General features: G+C 61.7%; 21 protein-coding genes. 14 read left to right on the top strand and 7 right to left on the bottom strand.

Annotated elements, in window-relative coordinates; translation table 11 throughout:
• From cobD to LOX95_RS11715, 9 genes are read left to right on the top strand one after another with little or no spacing between them, the layout of a single operon-like run.
• Positions 1-1,020, top strand: coding sequence for a threonine-phosphate decarboxylase CobD (cobD, locus tag LOX95_RS11755; RefSeq protein ID WP_242914811.1), 1,020 nt, complete (start codon positions 1-3; stop codon positions 1,018-1,020).
• Positions 1,011-1,862, top strand: coding sequence for an ABC transporter substrate-binding protein (locus LOX95_RS11750; protein ID WP_242914809.1), 852 nt, complete (start codon positions 1,011-1,013; stop codon positions 1,860-1,862). The genes cobD and LOX95_RS11750 overlap by 10 nt, the downstream gene beginning before the upstream one ends.
• Entirely contained in the window at positions 1,859-2,845 is a 987-nt protein-coding gene (locus LOX95_RS11745; RefSeq protein ID WP_242914807.1) for a FecCD family ABC transporter permease, read from the top strand. Before LOX95_RS11750 ends, LOX95_RS11745 begins: the two co-directional genes overlap by 4 nt.
• Positions 2,842-3,618: an ABC transporter ATP-binding protein gene (locus LOX95_RS11740; RefSeq protein WP_242914806.1), complete on the top strand. Its 777-nt coding sequence runs from the start codon at positions 2,842-2,844 to the stop codon at positions 3,616-3,618. The genes LOX95_RS11745 and LOX95_RS11740 overlap by 4 nt, the downstream gene beginning before the upstream one ends.
• Complete coding sequence (gene cbiB / locus LOX95_RS11735; protein ID WP_242914805.1) at positions 3,608-4,564, top strand: adenosylcobinamide-phosphate synthase CbiB; 957 nt, start codon at positions 3,608-3,610, stop codon at positions 4,562-4,564. The genes LOX95_RS11740 and cbiB overlap by 11 nt, the downstream gene beginning before the upstream one ends.
• Positions 4,552-6,024 (top strand): cobyric acid synthase, encoded by a 1,473-nt coding sequence (locus tag LOX95_RS11730; RefSeq protein WP_242914804.1) that lies wholly within the window; start codon positions 4,552-4,554, stop codon positions 6,022-6,024. The genes cbiB and LOX95_RS11730 overlap by 13 nt, the downstream gene beginning before the upstream one ends.
• Positions 6,024-7,067 (top strand): nicotinate-nucleotide--dimethylbenzimidazole phosphoribosyltransferase, encoded by a 1,044-nt coding sequence (cobT, locus tag LOX95_RS11725; protein ID WP_242914803.1) that lies wholly within the window; start codon positions 6,024-6,026, stop codon positions 7,065-7,067. The genes LOX95_RS11730 and cobT overlap by 1 nt, the downstream gene beginning before the upstream one ends.
• On the top strand, positions 7,064-7,831 hold the full coding sequence (gene cobS / locus LOX95_RS11720) for an adenosylcobinamide-GDP ribazoletransferase (protein ID WP_242914802.1): 768 nt from the start codon (positions 7,064-7,066) through the stop codon (positions 7,829-7,831). Before cobT ends, cobS begins: the two co-directional genes overlap by 4 nt.
• Positions 7,828-8,334, top strand: a complete 507-nt coding sequence (locus tag LOX95_RS11715; RefSeq protein ID WP_242914801.1) for a tyrosine phosphatase family protein — start codon at positions 7,828-7,830, stop codon at positions 8,332-8,334. The genes cobS and LOX95_RS11715 overlap by 4 nt, the downstream gene beginning before the upstream one ends.
• 259 nt (positions 8,335-8,593) lie before the next feature.
• Here LOX95_RS11715 and LOX95_RS11710 read toward each other — a convergent pair whose 3' ends face one another.
• Together LOX95_RS11710 and LOX95_RS11705 are read right to left on the bottom strand one after the other, a co-directional pair.
• Positions 8,594-10,207, bottom strand: coding sequence for a lysozyme inhibitor LprI family protein (locus LOX95_RS11710; RefSeq protein ID WP_242914799.1), 1,614 nt, complete (start codon positions 10,205-10,207; stop codon positions 8,594-8,596).
• Between the two features lie 42 nt (positions 10,208-10,249).
• Positions 10,250-11,362 (bottom strand): RDD family protein, encoded by a 1,113-nt coding sequence (locus LOX95_RS11705; protein ID WP_242914797.1) that lies wholly within the window; start codon positions 11,360-11,362, stop codon positions 10,250-10,252.
• A gap of 149 nt (positions 11,363-11,511) precedes the next feature.
• Between LOX95_RS11705 and LOX95_RS11700 the strand changes: the two genes are divergently transcribed.
• From LOX95_RS11700 to LOX95_RS11680, 5 genes are read left to right on the top strand one after another with little or no spacing between them, the layout of a single operon-like run.
• Positions 11,512-12,912, top strand: a complete 1,401-nt coding sequence (locus LOX95_RS11700; RefSeq protein ID WP_242914795.1) for a hypothetical protein — start codon at positions 11,512-11,514, stop codon at positions 12,910-12,912.
• 18 nt (positions 12,913-12,930) lie between these two features.
• Positions 12,931-13,563 carry a hypothetical protein gene (locus tag LOX95_RS11695; RefSeq protein ID WP_242914792.1) on the top strand — a complete coding sequence of 211 codons (633 nt, stop codon included), beginning with the start codon at positions 12,931-12,933 and terminating at the stop codon, positions 13,561-13,563.
• Complete coding sequence (locus LOX95_RS11690) at positions 13,560-15,143, top strand: tubulin-like doman-containing protein (protein ID WP_242914790.1); 1,584 nt, start codon at positions 13,560-13,562, stop codon at positions 15,141-15,143. The genes LOX95_RS11695 and LOX95_RS11690 overlap by 4 nt, the downstream gene beginning before the upstream one ends.
• Position 15,144: 1 nt before the next feature.
• Positions 15,145-18,651, top strand: coding sequence for a hypothetical protein (locus tag LOX95_RS11685; RefSeq protein WP_242914789.1), 3,507 nt, complete (start codon positions 15,145-15,147; stop codon positions 18,649-18,651).
• Positions 18,651-19,604 (top strand): hypothetical protein, encoded by a 954-nt coding sequence (locus LOX95_RS11680; RefSeq protein WP_242914787.1) that lies wholly within the window; start codon positions 18,651-18,653, stop codon positions 19,602-19,604. The genes LOX95_RS11685 and LOX95_RS11680 overlap by 1 nt, the downstream gene beginning before the upstream one ends.
• 80 nt (positions 19,605-19,684) lie before the next feature.
• Here the strand turns inward: LOX95_RS11680 and LOX95_RS11675 are convergent, their stop codons facing one another.
• From LOX95_RS11675 to LOX95_RS11655, 5 genes are all read right to left on the bottom strand, one after another.
• Positions 19,685-21,097, bottom strand: a complete 1,413-nt coding sequence (locus LOX95_RS11675; protein ID WP_242914785.1) for an alginate export family protein — start codon at positions 21,095-21,097, stop codon at positions 19,685-19,687.
• A 91-nt stretch (positions 21,098-21,188) separates the two neighbouring features.
• Positions 21,189-22,547, bottom strand: a complete 1,359-nt coding sequence (locus LOX95_RS11670) for an MFS transporter (RefSeq protein ID WP_242914783.1) — start codon at positions 22,545-22,547, stop codon at positions 21,189-21,191.
• A 110-nt stretch (positions 22,548-22,657) separates the two neighbouring features.
• A complete protein-coding gene (locus tag LOX95_RS11665; RefSeq protein WP_242914781.1) occupies positions 22,658-23,338 on the bottom strand; it encodes a class II aldolase/adducin family protein in 681 nt (226 codons plus the stop codon).
• Positions 23,338-24,192 carry a VOC family protein gene (locus LOX95_RS11660; protein ID WP_242914779.1) on the bottom strand — a complete coding sequence of 285 codons (855 nt, stop codon included), beginning with the start codon at positions 24,190-24,192 and terminating at the stop codon, positions 23,338-23,340. Before LOX95_RS11660 ends, LOX95_RS11665 begins: the two co-directional genes overlap by 1 nt.
• 36 nt (positions 24,193-24,228) lie before the next feature.
• Complete coding sequence (locus LOX95_RS11655; protein WP_242914778.1) at positions 24,229-24,423, bottom strand: 2-hydroxymuconate tautomerase family protein; 195 nt, start codon at positions 24,421-24,423, stop codon at positions 24,229-24,231.

The following is a 24,423-nucleotide window of genomic DNA, read 5'->3' as shown; positions in this document are numbered from 1 at the left end:
ATGATGCGCCACTTCACACCCCATGAAGCGGCAGTCAGGCACGGCGGCGGCCTTCGGGCCGCCGCCTATGCCTATCCGGACGCGCCAAGGCCGTGGCTGGACCTGTCGACCGGCGTCAATCCTGTGCCTTGGACGGGTGTTCGCGCGCCTGACGAAAGCCTCAATGCCCTGCCTGATCCGGTAGACATACTGGAACTGGAGCGTCTTGCCGGAGGCACATTTGGCGTCGGGCCAGAGCGCGTCTGTGCGGTATCGGGTGCAGAGACTGCCATCCGCATGATGCCCCTTATTCTGGGACCTTCGACGGTTGATATCGTCGAGCCCACCTATGGTGCCCACAAGGAATCCTGGCGGGTGTCGTCCATGGCCCCCCATTCCATTTCCAAGTATCAGGCCCTGAATTCGGGGGCTGGCGTTCTAGTGATCGTCAATCCCAACAATCCCGACGGACATCTGTTTGATCGCGACACCCTGATCAAGCTGGCACGAAAGCGCGACCGTCAGGGTCAGTGGCTGATTGTCGATGAATCCTTCATCGGCTGCGCGCTTCACGCCTCCATTGCCGACCAAGACATCGAGCATCTGATCGTCCTGCGCTCGTTCGGAAAGTTCTTCGGACTGGCCGGATTGCGACTGGGCTTTATGGTCGCCGATCCAAGGCTTAAGGCCAAAATGCGGGGCCTGACCGGTGACTGGCCCATCAGCACCGAAGCCATGGTCATCGGACGGGCAGCCTATTCCGACAAGGCTTGGCAAACCCAGACCGCCCTTCGCCTAAAGCAGGACAGTCAGGCCCTCGACCAAGCCCTGATAACTGCCGGGTTCGAAATCATTGGCGGGACCACGCTCTTTAGGCTCGTGCGCTCAGATAACGCCCACGTCTGGTTCGAGCATCTTTGCCAGCACGGCATCCTGACCCGTCCCTTCGACTACGCGCCAGAGACCTTACGCTTCGGCGTCCCCACCTCGGAGACTCTGCCGCGTCTGGTCAATGCTCTAGAGGCTGGTCCATGTCGCTGAACCGCAGAGCGGCCATAGGGGGATTGGTGCTGGCAGGGGGGCTTCCCCTCTCGGCTCATGCCCGCTCGCGGCCCCAGCGAATCGTGTCGCTGAACCCGTGTCTGGACGCCATACTCGTCGAGGTCGCCGACCGCCAGCAGATCAAGGCCCTGAGCCATTATTCGCGCATTCGCCAGCAGTCGAACCTCTACGATCTGGCTCTGACGTTTCCCCAGACCCACGGCACAGCTGAAGAGATCATCAGCCTGCGCCCCGATCTGGTTTTGGGTAGTCTTCATGGAGATCGGGCGACCCGCAACGCCCTCAATCGAATGGGTATTACCCCGTCTATTTTCGGCGTTCCGGCCAGTATTTCAGAAAATCAGCAACAGGTTCGGGACATTGCTCGTCTGGTCGGACACCCAGCACGGGGCGAGTCCCTGATTAAACGGATCAATGCTGCCCTGTCTGCCTCGCGCCCGCACCATCCGCGTCGCCTGCGCGCCCTCATCTACCAGCCCAATGGCTTTGCCGCCGGCCAAGGCACTTTGATGAGCGAGATGATGGAAATCGCAGGCTTCGAAAATGTTGCTGGTGAATATGGCGTCGGCAAATGGGGCAATGTTTCCCTCGAGAGCCTGCTGGCCAATCCGCCTGAAGTCCTGCTTAGCAGCACAGCCCAAAACCAAGCCCGAAGCTGGGCCGAGCGGATCATGCACCATCAGGCTCTGGCCTCGCTGAGAGACCGAATGGTTCAGGCTCCCTTTGACGAACGCCTGCTTTATTGCGGAGGCCCAGTCCTTGTCCGCACGGCACAGGCCCTAAGTCGCGCCCGCGATCTGGCGCTGGAACAGTTGTCATGAGCACTATCAGACGGTCCCTTATTTATGTGGGCCTGATGGCCCTTATCGCCGTTCTAGCCGTGGCCAGCCTCAGCGCGGGCAAGGTGTGGATTCCTTGGTCAGGATGGTTGGCCAACAAGGGTGATCCCGCATGGGCCATCCTGTTCGAACTGCGCCTGCCACGGACCCTTCTGGCCCTGATGGTGGGGGCTGTGCTGGGTCTCACGGGTGCGGCCTTACAGGGCTATACCCGCAACCCGCTGGCCGACCCGGGAATGCTGGGCGTCTCCAGCATGGCGGCCTTGGGGGCCGTGCTCACCTTCTATATGGGCACGGTCGCCGCCGGGATCTGGGTCCTGCCTGCCGCTGCCATGGTGGGGGCAGCCTTTGGTGTCTTACTCCTTCTGCTGATGGCCGGAGCCACCTCCAGCGTTGTGACCTTTATTCTGGCCGGTGTGGTGATCCAGACTATTTCCGGTGCAGGTGTCGCCCTTGCCCTCAATCTCGCGCCCAACCCTTGGGCCGTGAACGAGATTGTCACCTGGCTGATGGGCTCTCTCAGCGATCGCAGCTTTGACGAGATCAAGATTGCTGCACCCGGAATGGCCTTGGGCTGTCTTCTTCTTCTCACACAGGGGCGCACCCTTGATGCCCTAACGCTGGGCGAAAACGGGGCCAAGACATTGGGGGTCAATCTGGGACGTGGCCGCCTGATGCTAGCGATCGGCAGCGCTCTGGCGGTGGGTTCGGCGGTCGCGGTCACGGGCGTCATCGGCTTTGTCGGCCTGGTCACGCCCCACATTTTGCGCCCCCTTGTGGGGGCACGTCCCTCGGCGCTTTTACTGCCCTCTGCATTGGGCGGAGCCGTCATCACCTTGGCAGCCGACATAGTGGTGCGCTTGATGCCCGCAGCCTCCGAGATCAAGCTCGGCGTCGCCATGGCGATTATCGGCGGCCCCTTCTTCCTCGCCCTTCTGATCTCTATGCGGCGCAAACTGGCATGACCGATTTTGAAGCCCGCGACATCGCGGTCCGTATCGCCAATCGCGGCATCCTCAAGGGCGTGTCCGCCCGTTTCAAACGCGGCAAGGTCACCGCCATTGTCGGCCCCAATGGCGCGGGCAAGTCAACCTTCCTCGACTGCCTTGCCCAGCTTCGTAGCCCTCAATCAGGGACCGTTACCCTTGGCTGCAAGGACCTTGGCCGGATGCCCAGCCGACAGCGCGCCCGCCAGATCGGCTATCTGCCCCAGAATGCCGAGATCGCGTGGGCCGTAGATGGCAAAACCTTCGTCGGCTTGGGCCGCACCGCCTATCAGAGCGCGTGGGGACTGAGCCACGACGACCGCGCCCATGTCGAAGCCGCCATGGCCCTGACGGGCACAACCGATTTCAGGCATCGTGTTGTCTCAAGCCTGTCAGGCGGCGAGCGTGCCCGTGTCCTGATCGCCCGCGCCTTAGCCGGACAGCCGGACTGGCTGCTGGCAGATGAGCCTCTGGCGGGCCTTGACCCCGGTCATGTTCTGGATGTGGGCGACCTGTTCCAAGAACTGGCCCACCAGCAGGGCTATGGCATCATCCTTACCCTGCATGATTTAGCCGCCGCCATTCGCATAGCCGACCGTGTGATGGTTCTGGCCGATGGGCAGATCATAGCGGATGGCCTGCCGCTGGAGGCACTGTCGCCAGAAGTTTTGCGACGGGCCTATGGGGTTGAAAGCCGACTGCTGGACGGAGCCTCAGGTCCAGTCCTGGAGATTATCGGTCGTGACCGCTGAGGCGTGGTGGATCGTGGCCGCCGCTCTAGTCGTCGAAGCCTTGATCCGCTGGCCCCAAGGACTGCCGCACCCCGTCGTCTGGATTGGACGGCTGATCGCGGCCTTGGAACGGGATTGGAATAAGGCTGAGCGCAGCCAAGGCTGGAAACGAGCCATGGGTGTTCTCAGCGTCCTGATCCTGTTGTTCGTGACAATTGGTATTGGCTTATTGATCACAAGCCTTAGTCAGATATTGCCGAAGCCGTGGTCCTTCGTCGTGATGGTGGCCTGCGGGACCTGTGGTTTGGCGGCGGGTAGTCTGTGGCACCACATCAAGGCCATCGAAGCCCCGCTTTATAGGTGGGATACGGCCTCGGCCCGCACGGCGGTCGGCATGGTTGTCGGGCGCGATACCCACGACATGGATGAGCGCGACATCGCAACGGCCGCTATCGAAAGTCTGGCCGAAAGCTTTAATGACGGGGTGGTGGCACCGGTCTTCTGGTTCCTGCTTGCCGGTTTGCCGGGACTGTTCGCATATAAGGCCATCAATACGGCGGACAGTATGATCGGCCATATGGAACCGCGCTGGCGGGCCTTTGGCTGGGCGGCGGCAAAGACCGACGATTTGATGAACTGGATACCGGCCCGCATCGCGGGGGTCCTGATTGCACTTGCGGGAATGATCGCTGGGAGGGGACTTAAGGGCTGGCAGGTGATGGGACGCGATGCCCGTAAACACGCATCCCCGAATGCCGGTTGGACCGAGGCTGCCATGGCTGGAGCCTTAGGCGTCAGACTGGGGGGCGAGATCCGCTATGATGGCCAAGACGCTATGCGGCCTGTGCTGGGAGAAGGGGAAGCCCCCAAGGCACACCATCTAAAACAGGCTCTGCGCCTCTATCTTCTAGCCTGTGGCGGCTTGCTGACCCTCATACTGATCGGAGGCTTTGCATGGCTGCGATAATGATTCAGGGCTGCGGCTCGGACGTGGGCAAGTCGGTTCTAGTGGCAGGGCTCTGCCGATTGTTCACACGCCACGGGTTAAGGGTTCGCCCGTTTAAGCCACAGAACATGTCCAATAATGCTGCGGTTACTGCCCCCGATAGCCAAGGTCGCACGGGCGAGATCGGCCGTGCACAAGCACTGCAAGCCATGGCTTGCCGCACGCCGCCCACGGTCGATATGAACCCTGTCCTTCTGAAACCTCAGAGCGACACAGGCACCCAGCTTGTCGTGCGTGGACAGGTCCAAGGCTCATGGAAGGCCAGCGGTTATCAGGCCCATAAGACGGCCCTGCTAGATGTGGTGCTTGAGAGCTTTAAAGTCTTAAAAGCTGAATCCGATCTGGTCATAGTCGAGGGAGCGGGCAGTCCTGCCGAGATCAATCTAAGGGCCAGCGACATTGCCAATATGGGCTTTGCTCTTGCGGCCGATGTGCCGGTCATACTTGTCGGTGACATCGACCGTGGCCATGTTATCGCGGCTCTGGCAGGGGCGCACACGGTTCTGGACGCGGCCGATCGCGGGGCCATCAAGGGCTTCATCATCAATAAGTTTCGTGGTGATCCCGCCCTCTTCGACGAAGGACGCCAGCAGATCCAAAATCTGACAGGATGGCCCGACATGGGCATGATCCCATGGCTAAAGGACGCCGCCTTCCTGCCTGCTGAAGACGCTGTGGTTCTGCAAACTCCCTTGCCGTCGAGTGAAGGCAAGCGGTTGAAGATTGCCGTGCCCATGCTGTCGCGCATTGCCAATTTCGACGATTTTGATCCTCTGCGTCTGGAGCCTCAGATTGATCTATCTTTCGTGCCTCCCGGTCAGGTGATCGGGGCCGATACAGACGTCATCATCATCCCCGGCACAAAATCCACCATTTCGGACCTTGCCTTTCTGCGGGCGCAGGGATGGGACATCGACATACTATCCCATGTCCGGCGCGGCGGTCGGGTCATCGGCATCTGCGGGGGTTATCAGATACTGGGTAGCACTGTGCATGACCCTGCGGGCATTGAAGGGCCAATCGGTTCGTCCGAGGGTCTCGGCTTACTGGATGTCGATACCCGTTTAGAAGGCCCAAAAACCCTGAAGAAAGTCCAAGGCGTTTTGGCCGGTAGCCAAGCTCCTTTTACAGGTTATGAAATCCACATCGGCGCAACGACAGGTCCAGATACCGCACAACCCGTCGCCTTCATTGATGGCCGACCACAAGGGGCTATCAGCCCTGATGGCAAGGTCATGGGTCTCTACGTCCATGGCCTGTTCGATCAGACTGAAGTGCGCGCCGCCCTGCTGCCGGAACTGTCAGGTCAGATCACTCCGACCAATCACAGCCAGCGCATCCATGAGGCCCTGGACCGGATCGCCGACATCCTCGAAGCCCACCTCGATATTCCCACCCTCAGTAAGATTGCCGGCCTGTGATGCAGACGCTCAACGACCTCATCTCCATTCCCGCGCTTGACCGCTCCCAGCAGTCGTTGTTCCAAGCCGTGGTGGATGGCAAGGCCAAGCCGCCGCAGGCCTTGGGCCGCATCGAGGAACTGGCGGTGCAACTGGCCCTGATCCAGAAAAACGCCACGCCACAGATTACCCAGCCCGAGCTTCTGGTCTTTGCTGGCGATCACGGCCTGACCCGCTCGGGCGTCGCAGCCTTTCCGGCAGCGGTCACGGTCTCGATGGTGGACACCCTGCTAGCGGGCAAGGCCAGCGCCAATGCCTTTGCCGGTGTCGTCGGGGCCATGGTCAGTGTGGTGGATGCCGGTGTGGCCGCAGACCTGTCCGACCGCCAAGATCTGATCCATGCCAAGATCGCCATGGGCACCGAAGATGCCTCTGTGGCTCCTGCCATGACGCGTGAACAGGCGGTTGAAGCCCTGCTCGCCGGGGCGCGCATTACCGCAGACGCCATCCGTAAAGGTGCCGACCTCATCTGCCTAGGCGAAATGGGCATAGGCAACAGCTCACCTGCGGCCCTGATCATTTCGCGCCTGGCTCCCGCCCCGCTCGAAACTTGCGTCGGTCCGGGTGCGGGTCATTCCCCCGAAGGCTTGGCCCACAAGAAGGCCGTCCTTGCCAAAGCCGCTGCTCGCAGTGACGCGACTGATCCTCTGGAGGTTCTGTCCCAGTTCGGCGGCTATGAGATCGCCATGATCGCCGGCGCAGTACTAGCCTGTGCTAAGGCTGGTGTGGCCGTCATCATCGACGGTGTGATCTGTTCGGCAGCGGCGTTGATTGCCCTGCGCCTCGTTCCTCAAGCACAGGACTACTGCGTCTTTGCTCACGCCTCGGTCGAACCGGGTCATCGCGTAATCATGCAAGCGCTCGACGCCAAGCCTCTACTAGATTTGGATCTTCGTCTTGGCGAAGGCACTGGTGCACTTTTGGCCGTTCCTCTCATCAAGGCGGGCTGTGCGATCATCAGCGAGGTTGCCAGTCTTCAAGACGTGCTGGACGCTGCCCAATGATCCGTCGCGAGATCAATCTTGTGATTTGCGCGGTCCAGTTCCTGACGCGCATCCCGACACCGCAACTCAAGGCCTTTGATCCCGCATGGATCCAAGCTAGCGCCCGCTATTATCCCCTCGTCGGGATGATGGTCGGAGGTGCTTCGGCTGCGGTCCTCTATGGCGCAGCCCAGATCACCGCGCCCTTGGTGGCGGCCATTCTGGCCGTTGCGGCCAGCATGGCCCTGACCGGCTGTTTCCACGAAGACGGCCTTGCCGATACGGCCGATGGCATCGGCGGCGGAACCACGCGTGAGCGCCGCTTGGAAATCATGAAGGACAGTCGCCTTGGCACCTATGGGGCCTCGGTACTGTTCCTCAATCTCACGCTCCGGATCGCCTGCCTTGCTGCCCTGATAGAGGTATCGCCATGGCTGGCCGCCGTGGCCATGATCTGCGCCCAAACACTTGGTCGCTCAGCCGCTGTCACCGCCATGGCTATCATGCCCTATGGCGGCAATCCCGGCATGGCCAAAGAAGGTAATCCGGATCGGACCAGCATATATAATGTGCTGATAGCCTTAGGCTTCGGCCTTATCCCCTTTGCCCTGCTGTCACCATTGATGGCCGGTGCAGGCATGGGGCTGGGCCTGATCGCGGCGACCATCCCCGCATGGCTGGCGTGGAAACATTTGGGCGGTCGCACAGGTGATGTTCTGGGGGCCGTCGAACAGGCGTTCGAGATCGGCTGCCTCTTGGCGCTCAGTATCGTCGTTGCGCTATGAGCGCCATCATCGTCTGCCCATTACACGACGTAGAAGCCATCGCACTTGCACGTCGTCCTTCGCACATCCTCAGCCTGATCTCACCCAGCGCCGAGCTCACCCGTTTTGCCCAAATCGCGCCCCATCATCTGGAATTGCGTTTCAATGATATCGCCGATGCGCGCGACGGCCTTATTGCCCCATCACAGGACCTAGTCAGGGACATCCTCGCCTTTGGGCAGGCTGCCCAATCGGCGGGACCGCTGTTGATCCACTGCTGGGCAGGCGTCAGCCGCTCCCCCGCCGCCGCCTTTATCATTGCTTGCCAAATGATCGGTCCCGGCCTTGAGCAAGCCCTAGCGCATAGTCTTAGAAAACGCGCACCCTACGCCACCCCAAACCCGCTCATGATCGAACTGGCGGATCAGTTCCTGGACCGCTCAGGCTCCATGACACGCGCCGTCAACGGTATTGGCAGAGGTCACGACACAGCCTGGGGCTCATCGTTCAGTTTGAGAGTGTGAGTACGGAATGGGGCAAGATAATTAGAGCATCATCTTGGCGAGGAGGCGTGCAGGATCGTCCGGGCTATTTCTACGCGGCTTTCGAGCAGCTCTTAGCTGGTTTGCCCTCATTTTGAGCAGCTCTTAAGTGGTCTGCTAAAATGGTCGGATTCCAAAAGCTCAATGCTAACGGGCCTGAAGTGAGCAGCTCTTAACTGGTCCCGACATTATTGTCGTTACCAGTTAGAACCTGCTCAATACCCGCTTAGGGCCGCAGCGATCAGTTGCCCGTTAGTTGGCTGATACGTGCCTGATAGAGGTAGGATATCGTGTCGAGGTCGGCAGGTTGGCTATTGCGCAGGGCGATCCACTCCTGCTGCGTGCGCTGAAGCGCAATGCGATCCCTGCTGAACGCCATCGCCTTGGTGTAGGCCTGCGCGAGTTGGTGATCGAGCATCCGCAGGTAGGGCGTATCGCAGACCAGTCCCAGCACCTCGCCGAGATTGCCCGTGCAATCAAATGACGGCTTACCGTTCCATTGCTTGCCGGAAACATAGGCTTGGGAGGCGTACTCCCGCTCGCCCAGGAAGTACTGAAGCGCCTCGGGATAGGTTTCAAACGCGACCTCCATCGAGGCCGGACAGGCGTCATTTGTCGGAATGAGACAGGCGGTCGGCAATATCCAATCAGTGTTCGTATAGCTTTGGAGCATAACGGCCCATGCGGGAGACATGGATCCGGCGCGCGCTGCGGATGCGACATAGGCCGCGCACGCGCCGTTCTGGCCATTGCGACAGGACGGCTCCAACTGGGCCATGCGGTTTACGTGCTCCTGCCGATAGGCGCGATCGGTGGACACATCCACCATCTGGCCTCCACGCAGCTTCAGGATTTGCACCGGTGCCGCGCTTTCGGCGTAGGAAGCGAATGCGTAAAGGAAGCTGTTGTCATAGGCGCGGAACTCCGGCGCAGCATCCCCGCCCAGATTGGTCGGGAAGCCATCAAGACCTGCACCATCCCACATCCCGAAATCGACATTGCGCCACTGGCCATTATGTTTGGTGGCGACGCTGATCGCGTAACAGCAGTGAGCCCCGCCCGAAAAACTGGTGAAGATCAGGTCATCGGCTCTGCCCCCACCATCCAGATCACCCACTCCAAACTCTGCGTGCTCGAACTGGCCATCACCCGTCAAAGCGAAGACCTGCCCCTCGGGATCAGTGAGCTTGAGAACCGGAGACTCGTACCCATCGGTGTAGGCCGAAGATAGTTCCACCAGCAGGTCACCGACCTGAAACACCCGGCCCGCTTCGGGAGTCTGCGGGAAACTGTACATCCTTCCGGTTTCAAGAACCGGATAGGCGGGCTCAGCCTCTGCCACTGCAGCCGGCTCGGACTGCACGGCCTCATAGGGTTCATAGCTTCTGTTGTTGTCCACCATCCAGAAGACGAAAACGACGATACCGACAAACGCCCCGAGCAGAGCCAACACCGGTCCGGTCGAAGATTTCCCGGTGCTGGCGCGAGCCACGGGCGCGACGTTCAGTTGCGGTTCCGCAGGTTGCGGAGTTTGTCCCGCAGCGGCGCTGACAGGCGGCTGGACAGGCTCTTCGGCGGGGCTTTTATCTTCGGAGGCAACCGGAGCGGGCGCAGGAGCGACCACCTCAGGCTGTTCTTCGACAACTTCGGCTTCAGTTACGACCGGCGCGGGGAAAACTTCCTCGAAGCGCGCTTTCAGCCAACCAAAATCCTCGGCAGGTCCGACAAAGACCTCCCTGTCGTCATCTTCCACGAATACGCGGGTGTCGCGTCTTAGATCGCCGCGCAACATGGCGTGACGGACACTGTCGTCGCTGGACAGAACTACCGTCTGGCCATCAATCCTGAACCCCATCTTGTACATTCGCGCCCCGCTACCTTCCCCAAGGCGACGGACTTACAGTCCGCCAGCCGCTGCCAACAACAGATACGCCAGAACGAAAAAGCCTATGATGCCCACTGCCCGCAAGAACCCAATCTTGCCATAGGTGACCTGATTTCCTGCACCAAGATCCCAGGCACTACGACCCGCTTCGAGCATGCGGGTACGCGCCCCCAGCATCACCACAATGCTGATGATCGGTATCCAGGCTCCAGCGCCGACGATATGCGACTGGAGACTGCGGCCTATTCCCGCAAAGAACCCAATATGGCGGCCGTTTTTGCGGACCTGGATATTGAGCAGTCCCTTACCCAAGGTAGCTCCAAAAACCCGCATGATCAGAGCCTCGATAACAAAGATCATCCCAATCGAGATGATGACAATCGCGGCGGGCTGGTCCGGCCAGAAGCCTCCGCCGAGCAACGCTCCGGCTAGGGTGGCTGCAAATACGAGAAAAGGAAGGTCAATCAGCTTGGCCACCCAGTGTCGCCAAGGACGGGGTTTGGCCCCAGAGGACATCGCGACTTGCTGTGCTTGCTCGCGATCCATCTGTTCGTGCAACAGGCGAGCAGCCTCTAATCGACGCTGCAAACTCTCTTCGGTTGTCGCGTCCGACGCCCTGACGATTGGCGCGTCCTGCACGCGGGTGACCCGAGCCGGCTTAGCCTCAACCGGGGCCGAGGATGACTGTGCCTTCGCGCGATCCATCCGTTCATGAAACCGGCGAGCAGCCTCCAAGCGACGCTCGAAAGCCTCTTGGTCCGCATCTGCCGAATTGACGACGGGTGTCTCGTGCACGCGGGTGACACGAACCGGTTCTGCCTCCACGGGCTGCTCTTCAAGGAGAGCAGGCACAGCTGCTAGCGCATTCTCTGGAGCCGCCGCCGCATCTTGCGAAACAGGAGTAATCTTCTTTGTGCCGGGCACGGCCGGAAGCATCTCTGGCGGAAACAGCGCCCGCAGCTGCGGATCGTCCATCGCAGCGCCGACGAAAACCTCCTCGTCATGTTCCCAGATGACAACGCGGGTCGCCGGCTTCAGGTCGCCGACGACAATCGCGCGGGTCACATTTTCGTCTGTTGTCAGCTTGATCCGCTGACCGTCCACTAACAGCTCGATGATACTCATAACCCACCCCCACCGCCCTCGATATGACACCCGCGATCACCGATCAACGATCAGTACAAATTTAAATAACGCCGAGATAAATGAATCGACACCGGTTCCGCCATGGCGCTAAACCGTAGTTATATAAAAACTTCCGGCAAAAATGGGGGATGTCGGTGCTCAAAGCTAAGGCCGGTTTGGCCTTTACTGCGTGTTTGACGGCGCTGTTCCTCAACGCATGCAATAACGGCAAGGCAACGCAGATTTGCGCGCCTGAACAATCTCCAGCGGCCTTGCGCCCTGCGGCGACAGAAAAGACCGGCCCGATCACCGCCTACTGGGACGGTTCCGAGAGCATTGCGGGCTATATCGACGGTGCCAATGCCAATCTGCATCCGCTGGCTGACATTCAGCGACTGATTAACGATCACGCTCGCGACGGCAGTACCGAGATTGTCTGGAAGCGGTTCGGCGAGAAGATCGCCGCCATGCCCGCCCGCGCAGACCCGGCTGCGGCCGCCTTCTATCGCTGCGGCAAACAGGCCGATTGCGATAATCAGGAAAGCCGTCTGGACGATGTGCTCGCCCAGATTGCCGACGACCGCTCACCCGGCCTGCGGATCATTGTCAGCGACCTGTGGCTCTCGACTTCGGCCTTCAAGGGCAGCACCGAAGTCGCTATTGGCGGCCCGCTTCGACGTATTCTTTCAGGTCAGAACGGCAAGGACCAACGCTCGATCGGCGTCATCGGCATCCGCGCTCCCTATAGCGGGCCAGTCTATGAGGTGCCCAATGTCGGCACCCATCGCGGTGCCCGCGAGCGCCCTCTGTTCGTGGTCTTGGTAGGCACGCGCAAAGAGATCCTCACCGCCTATCGATCCCTGACCCGTGCCGGCAGCCCCGCCTTCGCCGAGAACCGGATCAATTTCACCTGGTTCGGCCCTGAACCGTCGGCCGACTGGATGGGTGACCTGCCCGATGCCCGTCTGACCGGCTCTGCTATTCCAGCTCCTGTTTTCAGCACCCCAGAGACGCCGGTCCGTCAGGTGGAAGTCAGCGTAAAGGACCTTCAGGCCGGAAAGGCGGGCCTTACGGTTGCCGTTGATCCCAAGGCGCGCGTCCTGCCCGGTGCTGTATGGGAAGGCGAGCCCAACGGCTTCGCTCGCGTGTGGCGCCGCGCATCCAAAGGCTGCGGCCCCGGCGCGTGGGAGGCCATGCCGAACCTGAGCGGTACATGGCGCGTGAACACCGATGACACCGGAAAGACGACGGCCACCTTCGTCCTTGATGCTCGCGCCGCTGCAGATCTTCTGCCCGGCCACACCTATCTCATCGGTGCAAGCTACACGACACGCACGGTCAAACCTAACTCCGACGCGACGCGCTGGATGCGGGACTGGAGTGTTTCGCCCGATCAGGCCAGTGCGATCAGCGCCCGCAATCCAGCCTTCTTCCCCGCGCTAAATCTTGCCGAGCTGGCCTCCATTCTGGAGCGAAGCACGCAGGACCAGCAGCCCGAGGGAGGCCGCCCGCTGGCCACGCTCGCGCTCGTCGTCAAAACCAAATCCTAAAATCCAGAGGTTGCCGTCTTGGCCAAGTCGATATTCGCTTCGCTTCTCAAGGTCCTCGTGATCTTTGCCATTCTGGCAGGGATCGGTTGGGGTGCCATTGCCGCCACGACCAGATCGCCGGACTTCCTTGACCGCGCCCATCTGCCCACTGCGCCGACGACGGCGGCCGCGCCCGTCGCGGCCGAAGACAATCTGGGCACCATTTTGGGAGACGCCACGTCGGCCAACTCCGCTGCCCAACAACAGGCCCAGATCGACCAGTTGCGGCGTGATACCGTGAAGGGCCTCGAGACCGGTCTGTTCCGCAGCATCCTCGCGGGCTTTGTCATCGCCAGCCTTTGGGCCATCTACGCCTGCCTGCGCGCGCCTCATGTGGGCGGCGTCAATGGGATGCGTTCGGCCTCGGGCATGTGGGTGCTGGGCCTGTTCGCTACCCTGATCCTGTCGGTTCTGTTCGCTTGGCTGTGCCTGCGCACCGGCGGTGCCGCACAGGCTGTCTCGCCCTCGCGCGTCTATCCCTATGGCATCGGCGGCGTGGTCCTGACGGCACTGGCCTACCATCTGGCAACCGGCTTCGCCGCCCCGACCAAGATGCGCACGTCGGTCCCCCTCGCCACCCTGTTTGTCCCGTTGCGGAGGGCTTCGCGTTGACCATCAATATCGTCATCGGCATCGGCGGGACCGGAGCCAAGGTCGTCGAGAGCACCCTGCACCTGACCTCTGCGGGCCTCATGCCAGAACAGATGTATGTCGGTCTGGTCGATCAGGACCGCAGCAACGGTAACGTCAACCGCACGGAGCGCCTGATCCAGACCCTGATCGACGCCCGCCGTTCCTGGCGCGAGGGCAGCGGCAACCACACCTTGGGTACCAGCCCCCTTCTACGCACAGAAATTCGCAAGATTTCCGAGGTCGAGAACGTCTGGACACCGCACCCGAACGCCAACGTCACGCTGGCCCAGATCTTCGACCGCGAGTCGATGAGCGAGACCGAGCAGCGCCTGTTCGACAGCCTGTTCGCGGTCGGTAAGGGTGCCGGCGATACCGAACAGAAGATGCCACTGGATCAGGGTTATCGCGGGCGCCCCCACATCGGGGCCGCAGCCATGACCTCGCGCATCGAAACCGACGTGGATTTCTGGAAACAGCTGGTCGAGCACGTCAACTCGGCCCGCGGTTCGCGCGATGTGAACATCCTGCTGGTCGGCTCGGTCTTTGGCGGCACGGGCGCGGCGGGCTTCCCCACATTGGCCAAGCTCATCCGGCGCAAGGTTCCCGCAGGGGCCGACAATGTCCGTATCGGCGGCGTTCTGATGCTGCCCTATTTCGACTTTGCCGCCCCGCCTTCGGACGAGGTTGAGTCCGCTGACGCCAACGTTGCCCGGGCCGAGGAACTGGCCCAGCAGTCGCAAAACGCGCTCAAGTATTATGCAGATATGCTGGCCCGCGAGCCGGTATTCGACCAGATGTACATGGTCGGCTGGGATCGCCCCTTCTCGGTCGGTGACCACCACGCCGGTGCACAGGCACAGGAAAATCCGGCACTGCTGCCCGAGGTTTACGGTGCCCTTGCTGCCGCCCGCTTCTTCGAGACAGAGAACGAGCGCAGCGAAGAGAGCGAAGTCTATACGGTCGCCCGCTCGCACGCGGATACTGTGACGTGGACCGACCTGCCCTCACCGCAGGGCGACAACCACCTGCCTCTCAAGGCTCTGGGCCAGTTGTTGCGCTTTGGCGCGTCGTGGAAATATTGGGCCCCCATCGTCTCGCGCCCTCGGTCGGGCCTTAGCCGCATGATCAGCCGCGACCCGTGGTACCGCATGCAGCAGTTGAACCAGATCGACTTCCGGGCGGCTGCGCCCGAGAACGAAGTGGCTTCCTTGAACCACTATGTCGACGACCTTTTGCGCTGGGCCGCCGCTATCGAAATCCATGCCAATGCGGCCAAACTGGATTTCCGCCTGTGGAAGCTGGAGGAGATCACCCAGCGTGACGGTGACGGAAGCAATCGCTTCTCCTTGCCAGCGACGCTGCACGAGAACCAGCACGACGCTCTACTGAACCGCTTGATCATACCGGGCGAGTCCACCGGCAACCTGCCGACTTCGGCGGACCTGCTGCATCGCCTCAGCACCGAGGCCGAACCCGACAAGGGACAGCGCGGACTGGGCATTTTCGTGTCTGCCCTGCACGCCTTCTCCGACCTTCAACCCGAGTCCGCGAGCTACTGATATGGGACAACGTCAACTCACCTATGTCCTGCCCGCACTCGACATCAACGGCCCGATGGACGCCCCGAAGGCGGCGGGCAGTTGGCTGAAGATCGAGCGTCTCGATGCTCTGGCAGAGTCGCTCAAGGTCGGCGTCAAATCGGCCGACCGCGAAGGCATCAAGAGCATTCCCGACCCATGGGCCCAGCCTCTGCTGTTCGAGCGCAGCCTTCTCGACACCCGCCACCCGCTGCACGACCACACGCGTCAGCAATGGCGCGGCATCCTGACCACGCTGGCTCTGCAGGTCGAGTTCAAGAACTACTACACGCTCTCGATCGAAACCCTACCGATCGACGCAGGCTCGCGCTTCCGCCGCGTTCTGAAGGAACTTCAGCCTGCCGGCAGCCTGCACCCGCAATTACGTTGGGACGAGCAGAGCCTTATCGTCTTGCGTGAACAAGCGGGCGGCAACGCCTTTGCTTTCGATCAGGGTCGCACCATCGGCATGCTCAGCCCGTCTGTGATCGTCAGCGGCGTTCAAGGCGGACAAGATGTACGCAGCGCCTCGGTGCCGTGGATGGTCAATGGCCTGACCTGCCCCACCCGCGCATCGCTTTCTGCACGACATTTCCGCATCGTTGCCAACTATGTGAACCGTCTCGCCGCGGGTTTGCAGGGGGCGGGCGAGCTGGACAATCGCATCCGCTCAAAGCTCTTCATCGAGCTGAAGACGTTCTACGAAGACTGCGTCGCGCGCGCCAATGACGGCAGCGACCTGCGCGATCAGCCGCTGGCGCTCGACTGGCCTACCCAGTTGCATCAGGCCCTGCTGGGCACCACCAGCGCCTATGAAGCCCGCAATGTTGCCCCCGAACAGGGCGACGCCGTGCTGAGAACGACCACCAACCTGACCAAGGTGGCGCGCGGGGCTATCCTAGTCGACGAACAACTGTCGGACTCTCTGCGTCTTCCGCCCGAAGACATCCGCATCTGGGGCCAATACAGCCTCGCCGAAGCCCTCAAGCCGCACATCCTCAAGACCATCCGCGTCGAGGCCGAGGAAGCGGGCTGGCTGGTTATCACGCCCGACGATATCTTCTCCCAGGCGTTGGTTGGTTTCGATGCTTCCACCCGTATCGAGGCCCATTACGGTGACTTCACCTCGGTACTGCTGCCGCTGACGCCGCTGGCGCTTTTGTTGGTTGATCCGGCAGATTTGCCCAAGGTCGCCCAACTCCAGAAAGGTCCAAAGGAAGCCACAGCCGTTCTGCAACTCAAGCTGTCGAACGGCCAGACGCACACCGTCCGCAAGACGCTGGAAGTCCTCTCCTCGGAAACCCCGGGAGACTTGTCGTTCTGGCCGAACTTCAAGGCTCCGGGCTGGCAATGGACCTATTTCCACTTCTCGGGCAGCCCGACCTATCAAGTGCGTCCGCGCTTTGCGGTCACCGGTAATTTCATCGCCGAAGAAGTGAATGGCGAGGCGAACACCCAGGCCGATCGCGTGCGCCGTCTACGTCGCTGGTTCGAACCGGGCATTGGCCCGATCGATGCCATGTTCGGCTTTGCGCCCGATGCGCCGCGCTTCTCGGAAATCCGCACGCCGCAGCGTCGTCTGATGCAACGCGTGGGCTATTATGCGACCGAGCAATCCATCGGCGAGATGCACCATCTGACCGACGGTGCCGATGCCATCTTCTTCGCCCGCCAAAAGCCGGACGGCGAATACGACACCGTCGGCATGGCGCTGGTCCGTTTCCAGGAACCGTCGTCCGCCAGCGTGGGTGACACCACCATGGCTGTCGACTTCGGCACCACCAACACGGTCATCTACCGCCGTCGCGGCAGCACCATCGACCGGGTCGATTTCGAGGACCGCGTCCTGTTCCCCTTCGGCGTCCGCGAAAAGGAAGAAAAGCGCCGTCAGGAACTGATCGAGCTTTACACCACCTTCTTCCCACTCAAGGCGCACCAGTCGCCCTTCCCGACTGTCGTCAAACTGCGCGAGTTCAGGCCGGCCCTCCCGCCTCAACTCCAGCAAGAGGTTGATGCCGGAAAGATCGAGTCCCATGGTCTGACCGATGCGGTCTTCTTCGTGCCGAACTTCGACGGCTTCCTGAAGTGGCACTCCAAGCTGACGCCGGGCGAGAACCCGTATCTGGATTGGACCGAGCGCGGCATCCTGAAATTCCGCCTCAAATGGGGTGACACCGCCCCGATGCGCGCCATGGCCGCCCGCTTCCTGCGTCAGGTCATGATGATGACCGCCGCCGAGACTGTGGCCACCGGCGGCTCGGTCGGAGCCATCGACTGGCGCTTCTCCTATCCGCAGGCCTTCAAACCGCGTGAGCGCGCCCAGTTGGAAAAGGAAATCGCCGCCGGTTGGCGCGAACTGTTCGGGGACACGGCTCCGCCCGTTACCCGTCCATTCCTGCACAAGGCCGAGGGTCTGGCCGCCGGTCACTACTACCTGCGCCAGAACGAACGGACGCCCGACCGCCTCATGGTCATCCTCGACATTGGCGGCGGCACCACCGACATCGCCATCTGGAAGGATGACAATCCGATCTGGCGCAACTCGGTGAAGGTGGCCGGTGGCCACTTCTTCACCTCCTATCTGGCCAACAATATCGACCTGCTGCGCGACATCGATCTAAGCGATGTGGCCGAGGGCCTCTCCAAGGCATCGAAACTCGACGAAGACGGTCGCCGCGACTTCGTCGAACTGTTCGTCAACAAGCCGAACTTCAACGACAAGTTCGCCTCCGGCTTCCGACGCCTCTCGGCTGCCCCCTTGGGAGAAGGCCTGCGTCAGGTTGCTTTCGTCGCGCTAGGCGGCATGATGTACTACGTCGGCCTTGTCCTGAAACGTCTGGTCGAAAGTCCGGATGCCCCGATCAGTGCCGATGACCTGTCACGCATGACGGTCGGTTTCGCCGGCCGCGGCTCGTCCCTCTACCAGCAGCTTTCGGCCGGTGTGCCGGATGACGAACTGGAACAGGTGCTCAAAATCGCGGTGCGTGTGGCCACCGGGAAGTCGATCAAGGGAAGCGTGTCCGCCCGCTTCCCTGGCGCGACCGAAGCCAAGCATGAAGTCGCAAAGGGCCTTCTGGTCGACGTTCCGGCTTCCAGCACCGATACCGAGCAACGCTTCGCCATCCTAGGCGAGAAAATTACCAGCCGTGGCGAGACCCATGCCGATACGGACGAACTGTTCGGCATCAAGGACCTGTCCGACTTCGACGATATCGGGCTGGAAAACCTTCAAGACCTGTTGGCCCAGTTGCGCGAAGCCATCGGCCTGTCGGTCGACATCAAGTCGCGCGGTGCATTGGACGAGCTGCGCAAACGCGCCCGCTCGCACCTTCGGACCAGCCTCGCCCTGTTGGAAGAGGATGCCTTCGAAGACCGCGATGCCCAGCCCTTCGAGCCGCCCTTCATTCTGGCCCTGCGTGAACTCATCCGGTTCATGACGCAGGAGATCGACCGTCGTGATGAAATCCTGCTGATCAAGGATGTGCGCTAATGCGAAACCGTGTCTTTAAGCCTGCCGGTCTGGCGCTGACCTTCGCTATCCTCGCGACGAGTGGCCTTGCCCACGCCGCGCCGACGACGACCGCCGCGAGCCTGCCCGATGCACCGGTCGCAACGGAGCAAGCTCAAACCGCTGCGCCTATGTCGGTAGAACAGGCACCGGCACAGATTCCGGACGAAACGGCCACTGAAGTTCAACAGCCGGACGCACTGGAACAGCCGTTGAAAATCTTGCCATGGGCGACTTTAGGTGTCGCTCTTCTGGCTCTGTTGGCCGCCATCGTCCTGGGGATCAACGCCTTCCTGACCGAGCGCAATCACAACAGGATGTTCGACGCCTATGACGAGGCATTCGACGCCAGCGCCAAACGCATCAGGGATCTCGAGGAGCGGATAAACTCGCTCGATCGATCCGTCGACTCTCACCGCAACTCGCTAAAACAGTTTCTGGAGCAGATGGAAGGGCGCACGGCCCTCCGAGATCGGGACATCTTTGCCCAACGTACACAGCCAGCACCCGCAATGGCTCCGCAACCCTCCGGTGCCAGCCCCGAAGAGGTCGAGAGCCTATTGGTCGCCTATCGGGAAATCCTGCAAGCCCGTGACCCCGAGCCGCTGAACCGCTTCATCGAAGCCTACAAGCCGCGCAATGTCAGCGTATCCAACGAGAGCATCACGCTGTCGCAGGATGGGGACGGTTCGGTATGGCTCATTGCGCGCCCCCATTGGGGCGGCGAAGGCCTGGTGCTTCCGGGTGATTACGCCATCCGCAACTGGGCAACCACCTTCCAGCCCTCAGGCGGGTTGAGGGCCGAGAAATTGTTCGGCTCACTCTACTGGGTCGAAAAGGGCAACCTGCTGGAGATCAAGTCTCCCTGCCGCATCCACGTGTCGGAACATGGCCCGATCCGGATCGTGCAAAAGGGCACCCTACTAGGGGCATAGGCTCCACCCTATTCAGGCAGAAATACAAAAGGGCTGAACCGGATTGCGGTTCAGCCCTTTTTCTTGGTGTTCAGCGGCGCTTAGAACTTAGCGGTGAGCCATGCGCCGACGTAGGATTGATCGTCCGCCGTGCCGGTCTCCTTAAGGAAGTCACCGGCAGTCGTGTGGTTGACCACGCCGGTTACGCTCAGGTGCGGGTTAAGCACGCGGGTGACAAAGGCGGCGTTGCGCCAGCCGACATAGGACGAAGTGCCTTCAACGCCCGAACGGATCGGCATGCCCGATAGCGCATAAACGCCGTCCTCATTGCTCTGACGCCAGAGACCCGCCGTGAACAGGCCAACGGTCGTTTTCGGGTTCGGCTTGAAGGTCAGTTGCGGCTGAATGGTCACCAGGTTACTGACGCCAAAATCGGTACGCATCGAGATCGGCGGCTGGTTCAGCTGGTTATAGGTGTTCAGCTTGCCATCGGCGCGATCCTTGTCGCCCGAGGCGGCATCGATACGCACACCCAGACGCGGGGACCAAGCGTGGTTGAAGCTGTATCCGGCATTAGCCGAGACGTACCACGCCTCGATATCCAGACCGCGGAAGTCACCACGCTGGATCACGCCTTCGACGTCATAGTCCCAAGCTTGGTGACGACCATCCAGACGAACAGAGACGGTATGGCGATCATCGCGACCGGCCAGACCGGTATCGAACGCCATGCCCATGCGGTCGGTGTTGACGTACAGCAGTTCCAGCTTGGGCGCGGTAGCCCCCTCGCCCAGCTTGCGACCCGCATGGGCACCAATCAGGCGGTAGTCATGGTTGGTGCGGTTATCGAACGAGGTCTTGGCCTCGCGGATACCGTAACCGGCGAAGGCACCGCCAGACCAACCGTTGGGGTTGTCATAGATCACGCGCGCTATATCCAGCGCCACGCGCGCATTGCCGCCTTCGCGCGGTTCGAACAGGCGCATCGAGCCGATGCCGAACTCCTGTCGGCCCACGCGCAGGCGGGTCCGGCCACCGGCAAACTTGCCCTCGGTTTCAATGAAGGCCTGATGGAAGTCGGTGCGGTTTTCCTCGGTGATGGTCTCGCCGCTGTCCAGACCGTGCGAGCGGCCATCCTGCAGTTCGACAAAGACTCGCACATTGTTGTTGACGTGCAGGTCCCCCCACAGGCGCAGTCGCTGTTGCAGGTCGCCGTCGTCGTCCTGCGCGCCCCGGCCGAAACGCTCGTTGCCACGGTACTCGGCGCGCCAGCGGGCCTCGCCGCCGAGGCTCAGCCACGCATCACCGGCCACCGGGATATATTTCAGTTTCGACCACGGGGTCGTGCGGGTGGCCGGATCGGCAAAGCGGCTCCAGTCGTCCTCGACATTGAGCGGCTTGAACGCAACCGGCGCAAGCGGGGGTGCCGGGGTTTGGACCGTAACGGCAGCGGTGGCAGCCGCCGGAGTTGCGGACAGCAGCAAGGCTGCAGCCGCCGTAGTGGAAAGCAGCATGGTTTCCTCCTGAGCCCGTTGGATCGGGCTTGATGTCTTGAAGAAAAAAGGCCGCCCCCGACGGATCGGGAGCGGCAGTTGTCTCGGGGAGTTAGACTTGAGACTGAACCAAACGGGCCTCGGCGCGACGCGAGCCCCAAATGTGTGCGCCGATGATAACGGCAGCGATTACCGCCGGGATGGCCAGCGACGCCAGAATGGTGGCGAAGCTCCAGCCCAGTTGCAGCAGGGTGCCGCCGACCAGAGCGCCGGCGATGCCGCCAAAGCGACCGATGCCCAGCGTCCACGCCACGCCCGAGGCACGGCCTTCGGTCGGGTAGAATTTGGCAGCGATTGCCGGAACGGTGGCCTGTGCGCCCGACAGCAGGAAGCCCAGCACCAGAATACCCGTCGCCAGCAGGCCGATGTTGCCCAGCCAGTGCGAGAAGATGAAGATCATCACGCCAGCGATCAGATAGGTGATCGACACCACGCCGTCGTGACGCAGGCGGTCAACCAGCCATGCCACACCGAACGCACCGACAGTGCCACCGATGTCGAACAGAGCGGCCAGGAAGCCGGCGCGCTGGATGGATTCACCCGACAGGGTCACCAGCGTCGGCAGCCAGCTGCGCAGCAGGAAGATGACCAGCAGGCCGAAGAAATAGGTCGCCCACAGCGCCATGGTGCCCGCGATCAGATCGCGGCGGAACAGCATGCGGGTACCGCCCTTTGACGACGGAGCCTCGGCGGCCGAGTTGATGAAGACAGCGTTGGTCGGGATCGGGCCACGACGCTCGATGCGCGACAGCACCTTGCGGATGGTTTCGGTCGCTTGGGTCTTCTTGACGGTCAGGTACTTCAGCGATTCCGGCAGGAAGAACACCATGGCCAGAGCCAGTGCCAGAGGCGCAAGGCCGCCGGTGATGAAGGCGCTCTGCCAACCAAAGGCCGGAACCATAAAGCCGCCCAGCAGGCCACCGCCCGCCGAACCCAGCGTAAAGCCCGAGAACAGCACGGCCACCATCACCGAACGGCGACGGTTCGGCGCATATTCAGCCATCAGGGTGGCCGCGTTCGACATCGCTGCGCCCAGACCGAGGCCCGTCACGAGACGCAGCCAGGTCAGCATCGGGATCGAGGTTGCCATGGCCGAAACCAACGTAAAGACGCCGAACACCAGCACCGAGGCGATCAGAACCCAGCGGCGGCCGAAACGGTCGGCCAGCGGGCCCGCGGCCAGCGCACCAAAGGCCACGCCGAACAGCACCGAAGCCAGCACGGGCTTCATGGCGGCGGGCTCAAAGCCCCATTCCTTGGACAGAACAGGTGCGACGAAGGCGGCGACTGCGGTGTCGTAGCCATCGAGGAACATGATCAGGAAACAGATGGCCAGAACGACCCACTGAACGGGCGCGATCTTGTTATTGTCGAGGACGTCCTGGACGTCGACTTTTGGCAATGTCGTCACGACACTGACCTCCCTTTTTATATTACTTTGAAGCGACTGCTCTTTTCGGCAGTCGTCATTGTCCCCATCGGTCGGCAGCACAGGCCGCCGACCGCCCGAAAGGCGCGTCCCTATTGCGCCTCAGCCTCCGGATCACCGGCGGTCAGAAACTCCCACATGCGTTCGAAAATCCGTCCGGCGTCGGTGGCACGCTTAGCGCAGTCCTCGGCCGAGATGACGGGGCCTTCGCCACCGCACGCACGCACAGCCAGCTCCACGCGGGCCGCATCCTCGAGATACCAGGTCAGGCCCACGGCCTTTTCCAGCGTCTCGGCGGCGACCACGGCGCCGTTGCCGCGCATGACAATGGCCGCAGCCTTGCCCATCTGCGCGACCATCTGGCGGGCCTGTTCGTCCGAGCGCAGCAGCTGGATATCGTCCCACAGCGGCGGCTGCGGCGCGAAATAGGTGCCAAAACCGTGACGCGGCAGCGGCGTCGCCCCCAGCGTCGCCAGCGCCATCACCGACGGCGGCATGGTGCGGCACACGCCGCCGATTTCCGGGCGCGTGGCATAGATCTGCTGGTGGATGCGGACTTCGCCCAGAACGCCTTCGGGCAGTTCACCGCGAACCGGAACGACCGTGCCCGCCTCGCCCACGCGGACCAGTCCCATCGGACGGGCCGCACAGACGAGGAAGTGATCCTCGTCCAGACGGGTGCTGCAGTGGCCATAGGCGTGGGCCAGATTGGCCCGGCCAATGGCACGCGCCGCCATGCGCACGAGGACCTGCGTCTGTTCAGAAACCAGCATCACTTGAACTCGGCGATGTCCGGTTTCGCGCCCCACATGCAGAAGCCTTCCGGCACGGCGGGGAACTGGCGCGGACGATGGTTTTCTTCGTCCGTGATGTGCGAAACGCCGGTCGAGTATTCATAGACCATGCCGTCCGGTCCCTCGAAATAGAGGAACATGGCACCCGAGGTCGGGTGACGGCCCGGACCGAACTGGATGCGGACCTGACGGTCCTGCAGGAAGTACCAGGAGCGCATGATGTCATCGATGCTGGCAACCTGGTGGTTGATGTGCTGCACGCCCTTACGCTGGGTCGGGAACAGCGCGATCTTGTGGTGCACCTCGTCGATACGGAGCAGCGGCGAGTTGCCGATGTAGTCGCTGACGCGGGCGTTGAAGATGTTAGTCCAGAAGACTTCGTCGCGGGCCGGATTGCTGCTGCACAGACCGACGTGGCTGAAGCCAGTGATCCCAGCATCGCGCGACGGGAAGTAGCGCCAGCCGCTCACTTCGGGACGCACGACCAGTTCGACCTTGTTGCCGTTCGGATCGTACAGCGACGCCAGACCTTTAACGCGGCGGCGTTCCATGTCATCGGCCGAGCCGACGGTCACAATGTGGCCGGCCTCTTCGAGAGCGGCACAAGCCTTGTCGAGGGCCGACTGGGTGGCGACTTCGAATGCGACAGTGTGGTCGGTCGGATCGCCTTCAAAATAGCACAGGGTATGTTCGCGGTTGTCCGAGCGGAAATAGACCGCGCCCGCTTCGCGTCGACCGACCTGAAGGCCGAGGATTTCGGTAGCGTAACGCTCGGCTTCCGCCAGATCACGCGTGCCTAGACGGACATAGGTGATGTCTTCGAGATCGATCATAGTCCTGTTTACTCCCCACTAGAACGCCGACTGTTTTCAGTCTTGCGCCGGTTGTCCCTTCGGCACGCCACCCACGGACCAGTGGAAGGCAGGAACCTCGTTGATGATGACGCGCACGGACTCGAGCGGCGCATCCAGTGTGCGCGACAGGGCCTCGGCCACTTCACGCATCGCAGCCGCCCGCTTTTCAGCGGGACGGCCTTCGATGATGGTGATTTGGGCGACGGGCAC

Source organism: Brevundimonas pishanensis, assembly GCF_022750635.1.
GTDB classification, from domain to species: Bacteria; Pseudomonadota; Alphaproteobacteria; order Caulobacterales; family Caulobacteraceae; genus Brevundimonas; species Brevundimonas pishanensis.
This window is presented reverse-complemented; position numbering and strand designations above follow the sequence as displayed.

Bases quoted from the DNA above. Each gene is read 5' to 3' on its own strand.
- LOX95_RS11705 (WP_242914797.1), bottom strand. From the start codon at position 11,362: ATGAGTATCATCGAGCTGTTAGTGGACGGTCAGCGGATCAAGCTGACA.
- LOX95_RS11665 (WP_242914781.1), bottom strand. From the start codon at position 23,338: ATGCTGGTTTCTGAACAGACGCAGGTCCTCGTGCGCATGGCGGCGCGT.
- LOX95_RS11680 (WP_242914787.1), top strand. From the start codon at position 18,651: ATGCGAAACCGTGTCTTTAAGCCTGCCGGTCTGGCGCTGACCTTCGCT.
- LOX95_RS11750 (WP_242914809.1), top strand. From the start codon at position 1,011: ATGTCGCTGAACCGCAGAGCGGCCATAGGGGGATTGGTGCTGGCAGGG.
- LOX95_RS11685 (WP_242914789.1), top strand. From the start codon at position 15,145: ATGGGACAACGTCAACTCACCTATGTCCTGCCCGCACTCGACATCAAC.
- cobD (WP_242914811.1), top strand. From the start codon at position 1: ATGATGCGCCACTTCACACCCCATGAAGCGGCAGTCAGGCACGGCGGC.
- LOX95_RS11745 (WP_242914807.1), top strand. From the start codon at position 1,859: ATGAGCACTATCAGACGGTCCCTTATTTATGTGGGCCTGATGGCCCTT.
- LOX95_RS11675 (WP_242914785.1), bottom strand. From the start codon at position 21,097: ATGCTGCTTTCCACTACGGCGGCTGCAGCCTTGCTGCTGTCCGCAACT.
- LOX95_RS11715 (WP_242914801.1), top strand. From the start codon at position 7,828: ATGAGCGCCATCATCGTCTGCCCATTACACGACGTAGAAGCCATCGCA.
- LOX95_RS11700 (WP_242914795.1), top strand. From the start codon at position 11,512: ATGTCGGTGCTCAAAGCTAAGGCCGGTTTGGCCTTTACTGCGTGTTTG.
- LOX95_RS11730 (WP_242914804.1), top strand. From the start codon at position 4,552: ATGGCTGCGATAATGATTCAGGGCTGCGGCTCGGACGTGGGCAAGTCG.
- LOX95_RS11660 (WP_242914779.1), bottom strand. From the start codon at position 24,192: ATGATCGATCTCGAAGACATCACCTATGTCCGTCTAGGCACGCGTGAT.
- LOX95_RS11740 (WP_242914806.1), top strand. From the start codon at position 2,842: ATGACCGATTTTGAAGCCCGCGACATCGCGGTCCGTATCGCCAATCGC.
- cobS (WP_242914802.1), top strand. From the start codon at position 7,064: ATGATCCGTCGCGAGATCAATCTTGTGATTTGCGCGGTCCAGTTCCTG.
- LOX95_RS11710 (WP_242914799.1), bottom strand. From the start codon at position 10,207: ATGGGGTTCAGGATTGATGGCCAGACGGTAGTTCTGTCCAGCGACGAC.
- cobT (WP_242914803.1), top strand. From the start codon at position 6,024: ATGCAGACGCTCAACGACCTCATCTCCATTCCCGCGCTTGACCGCTCC.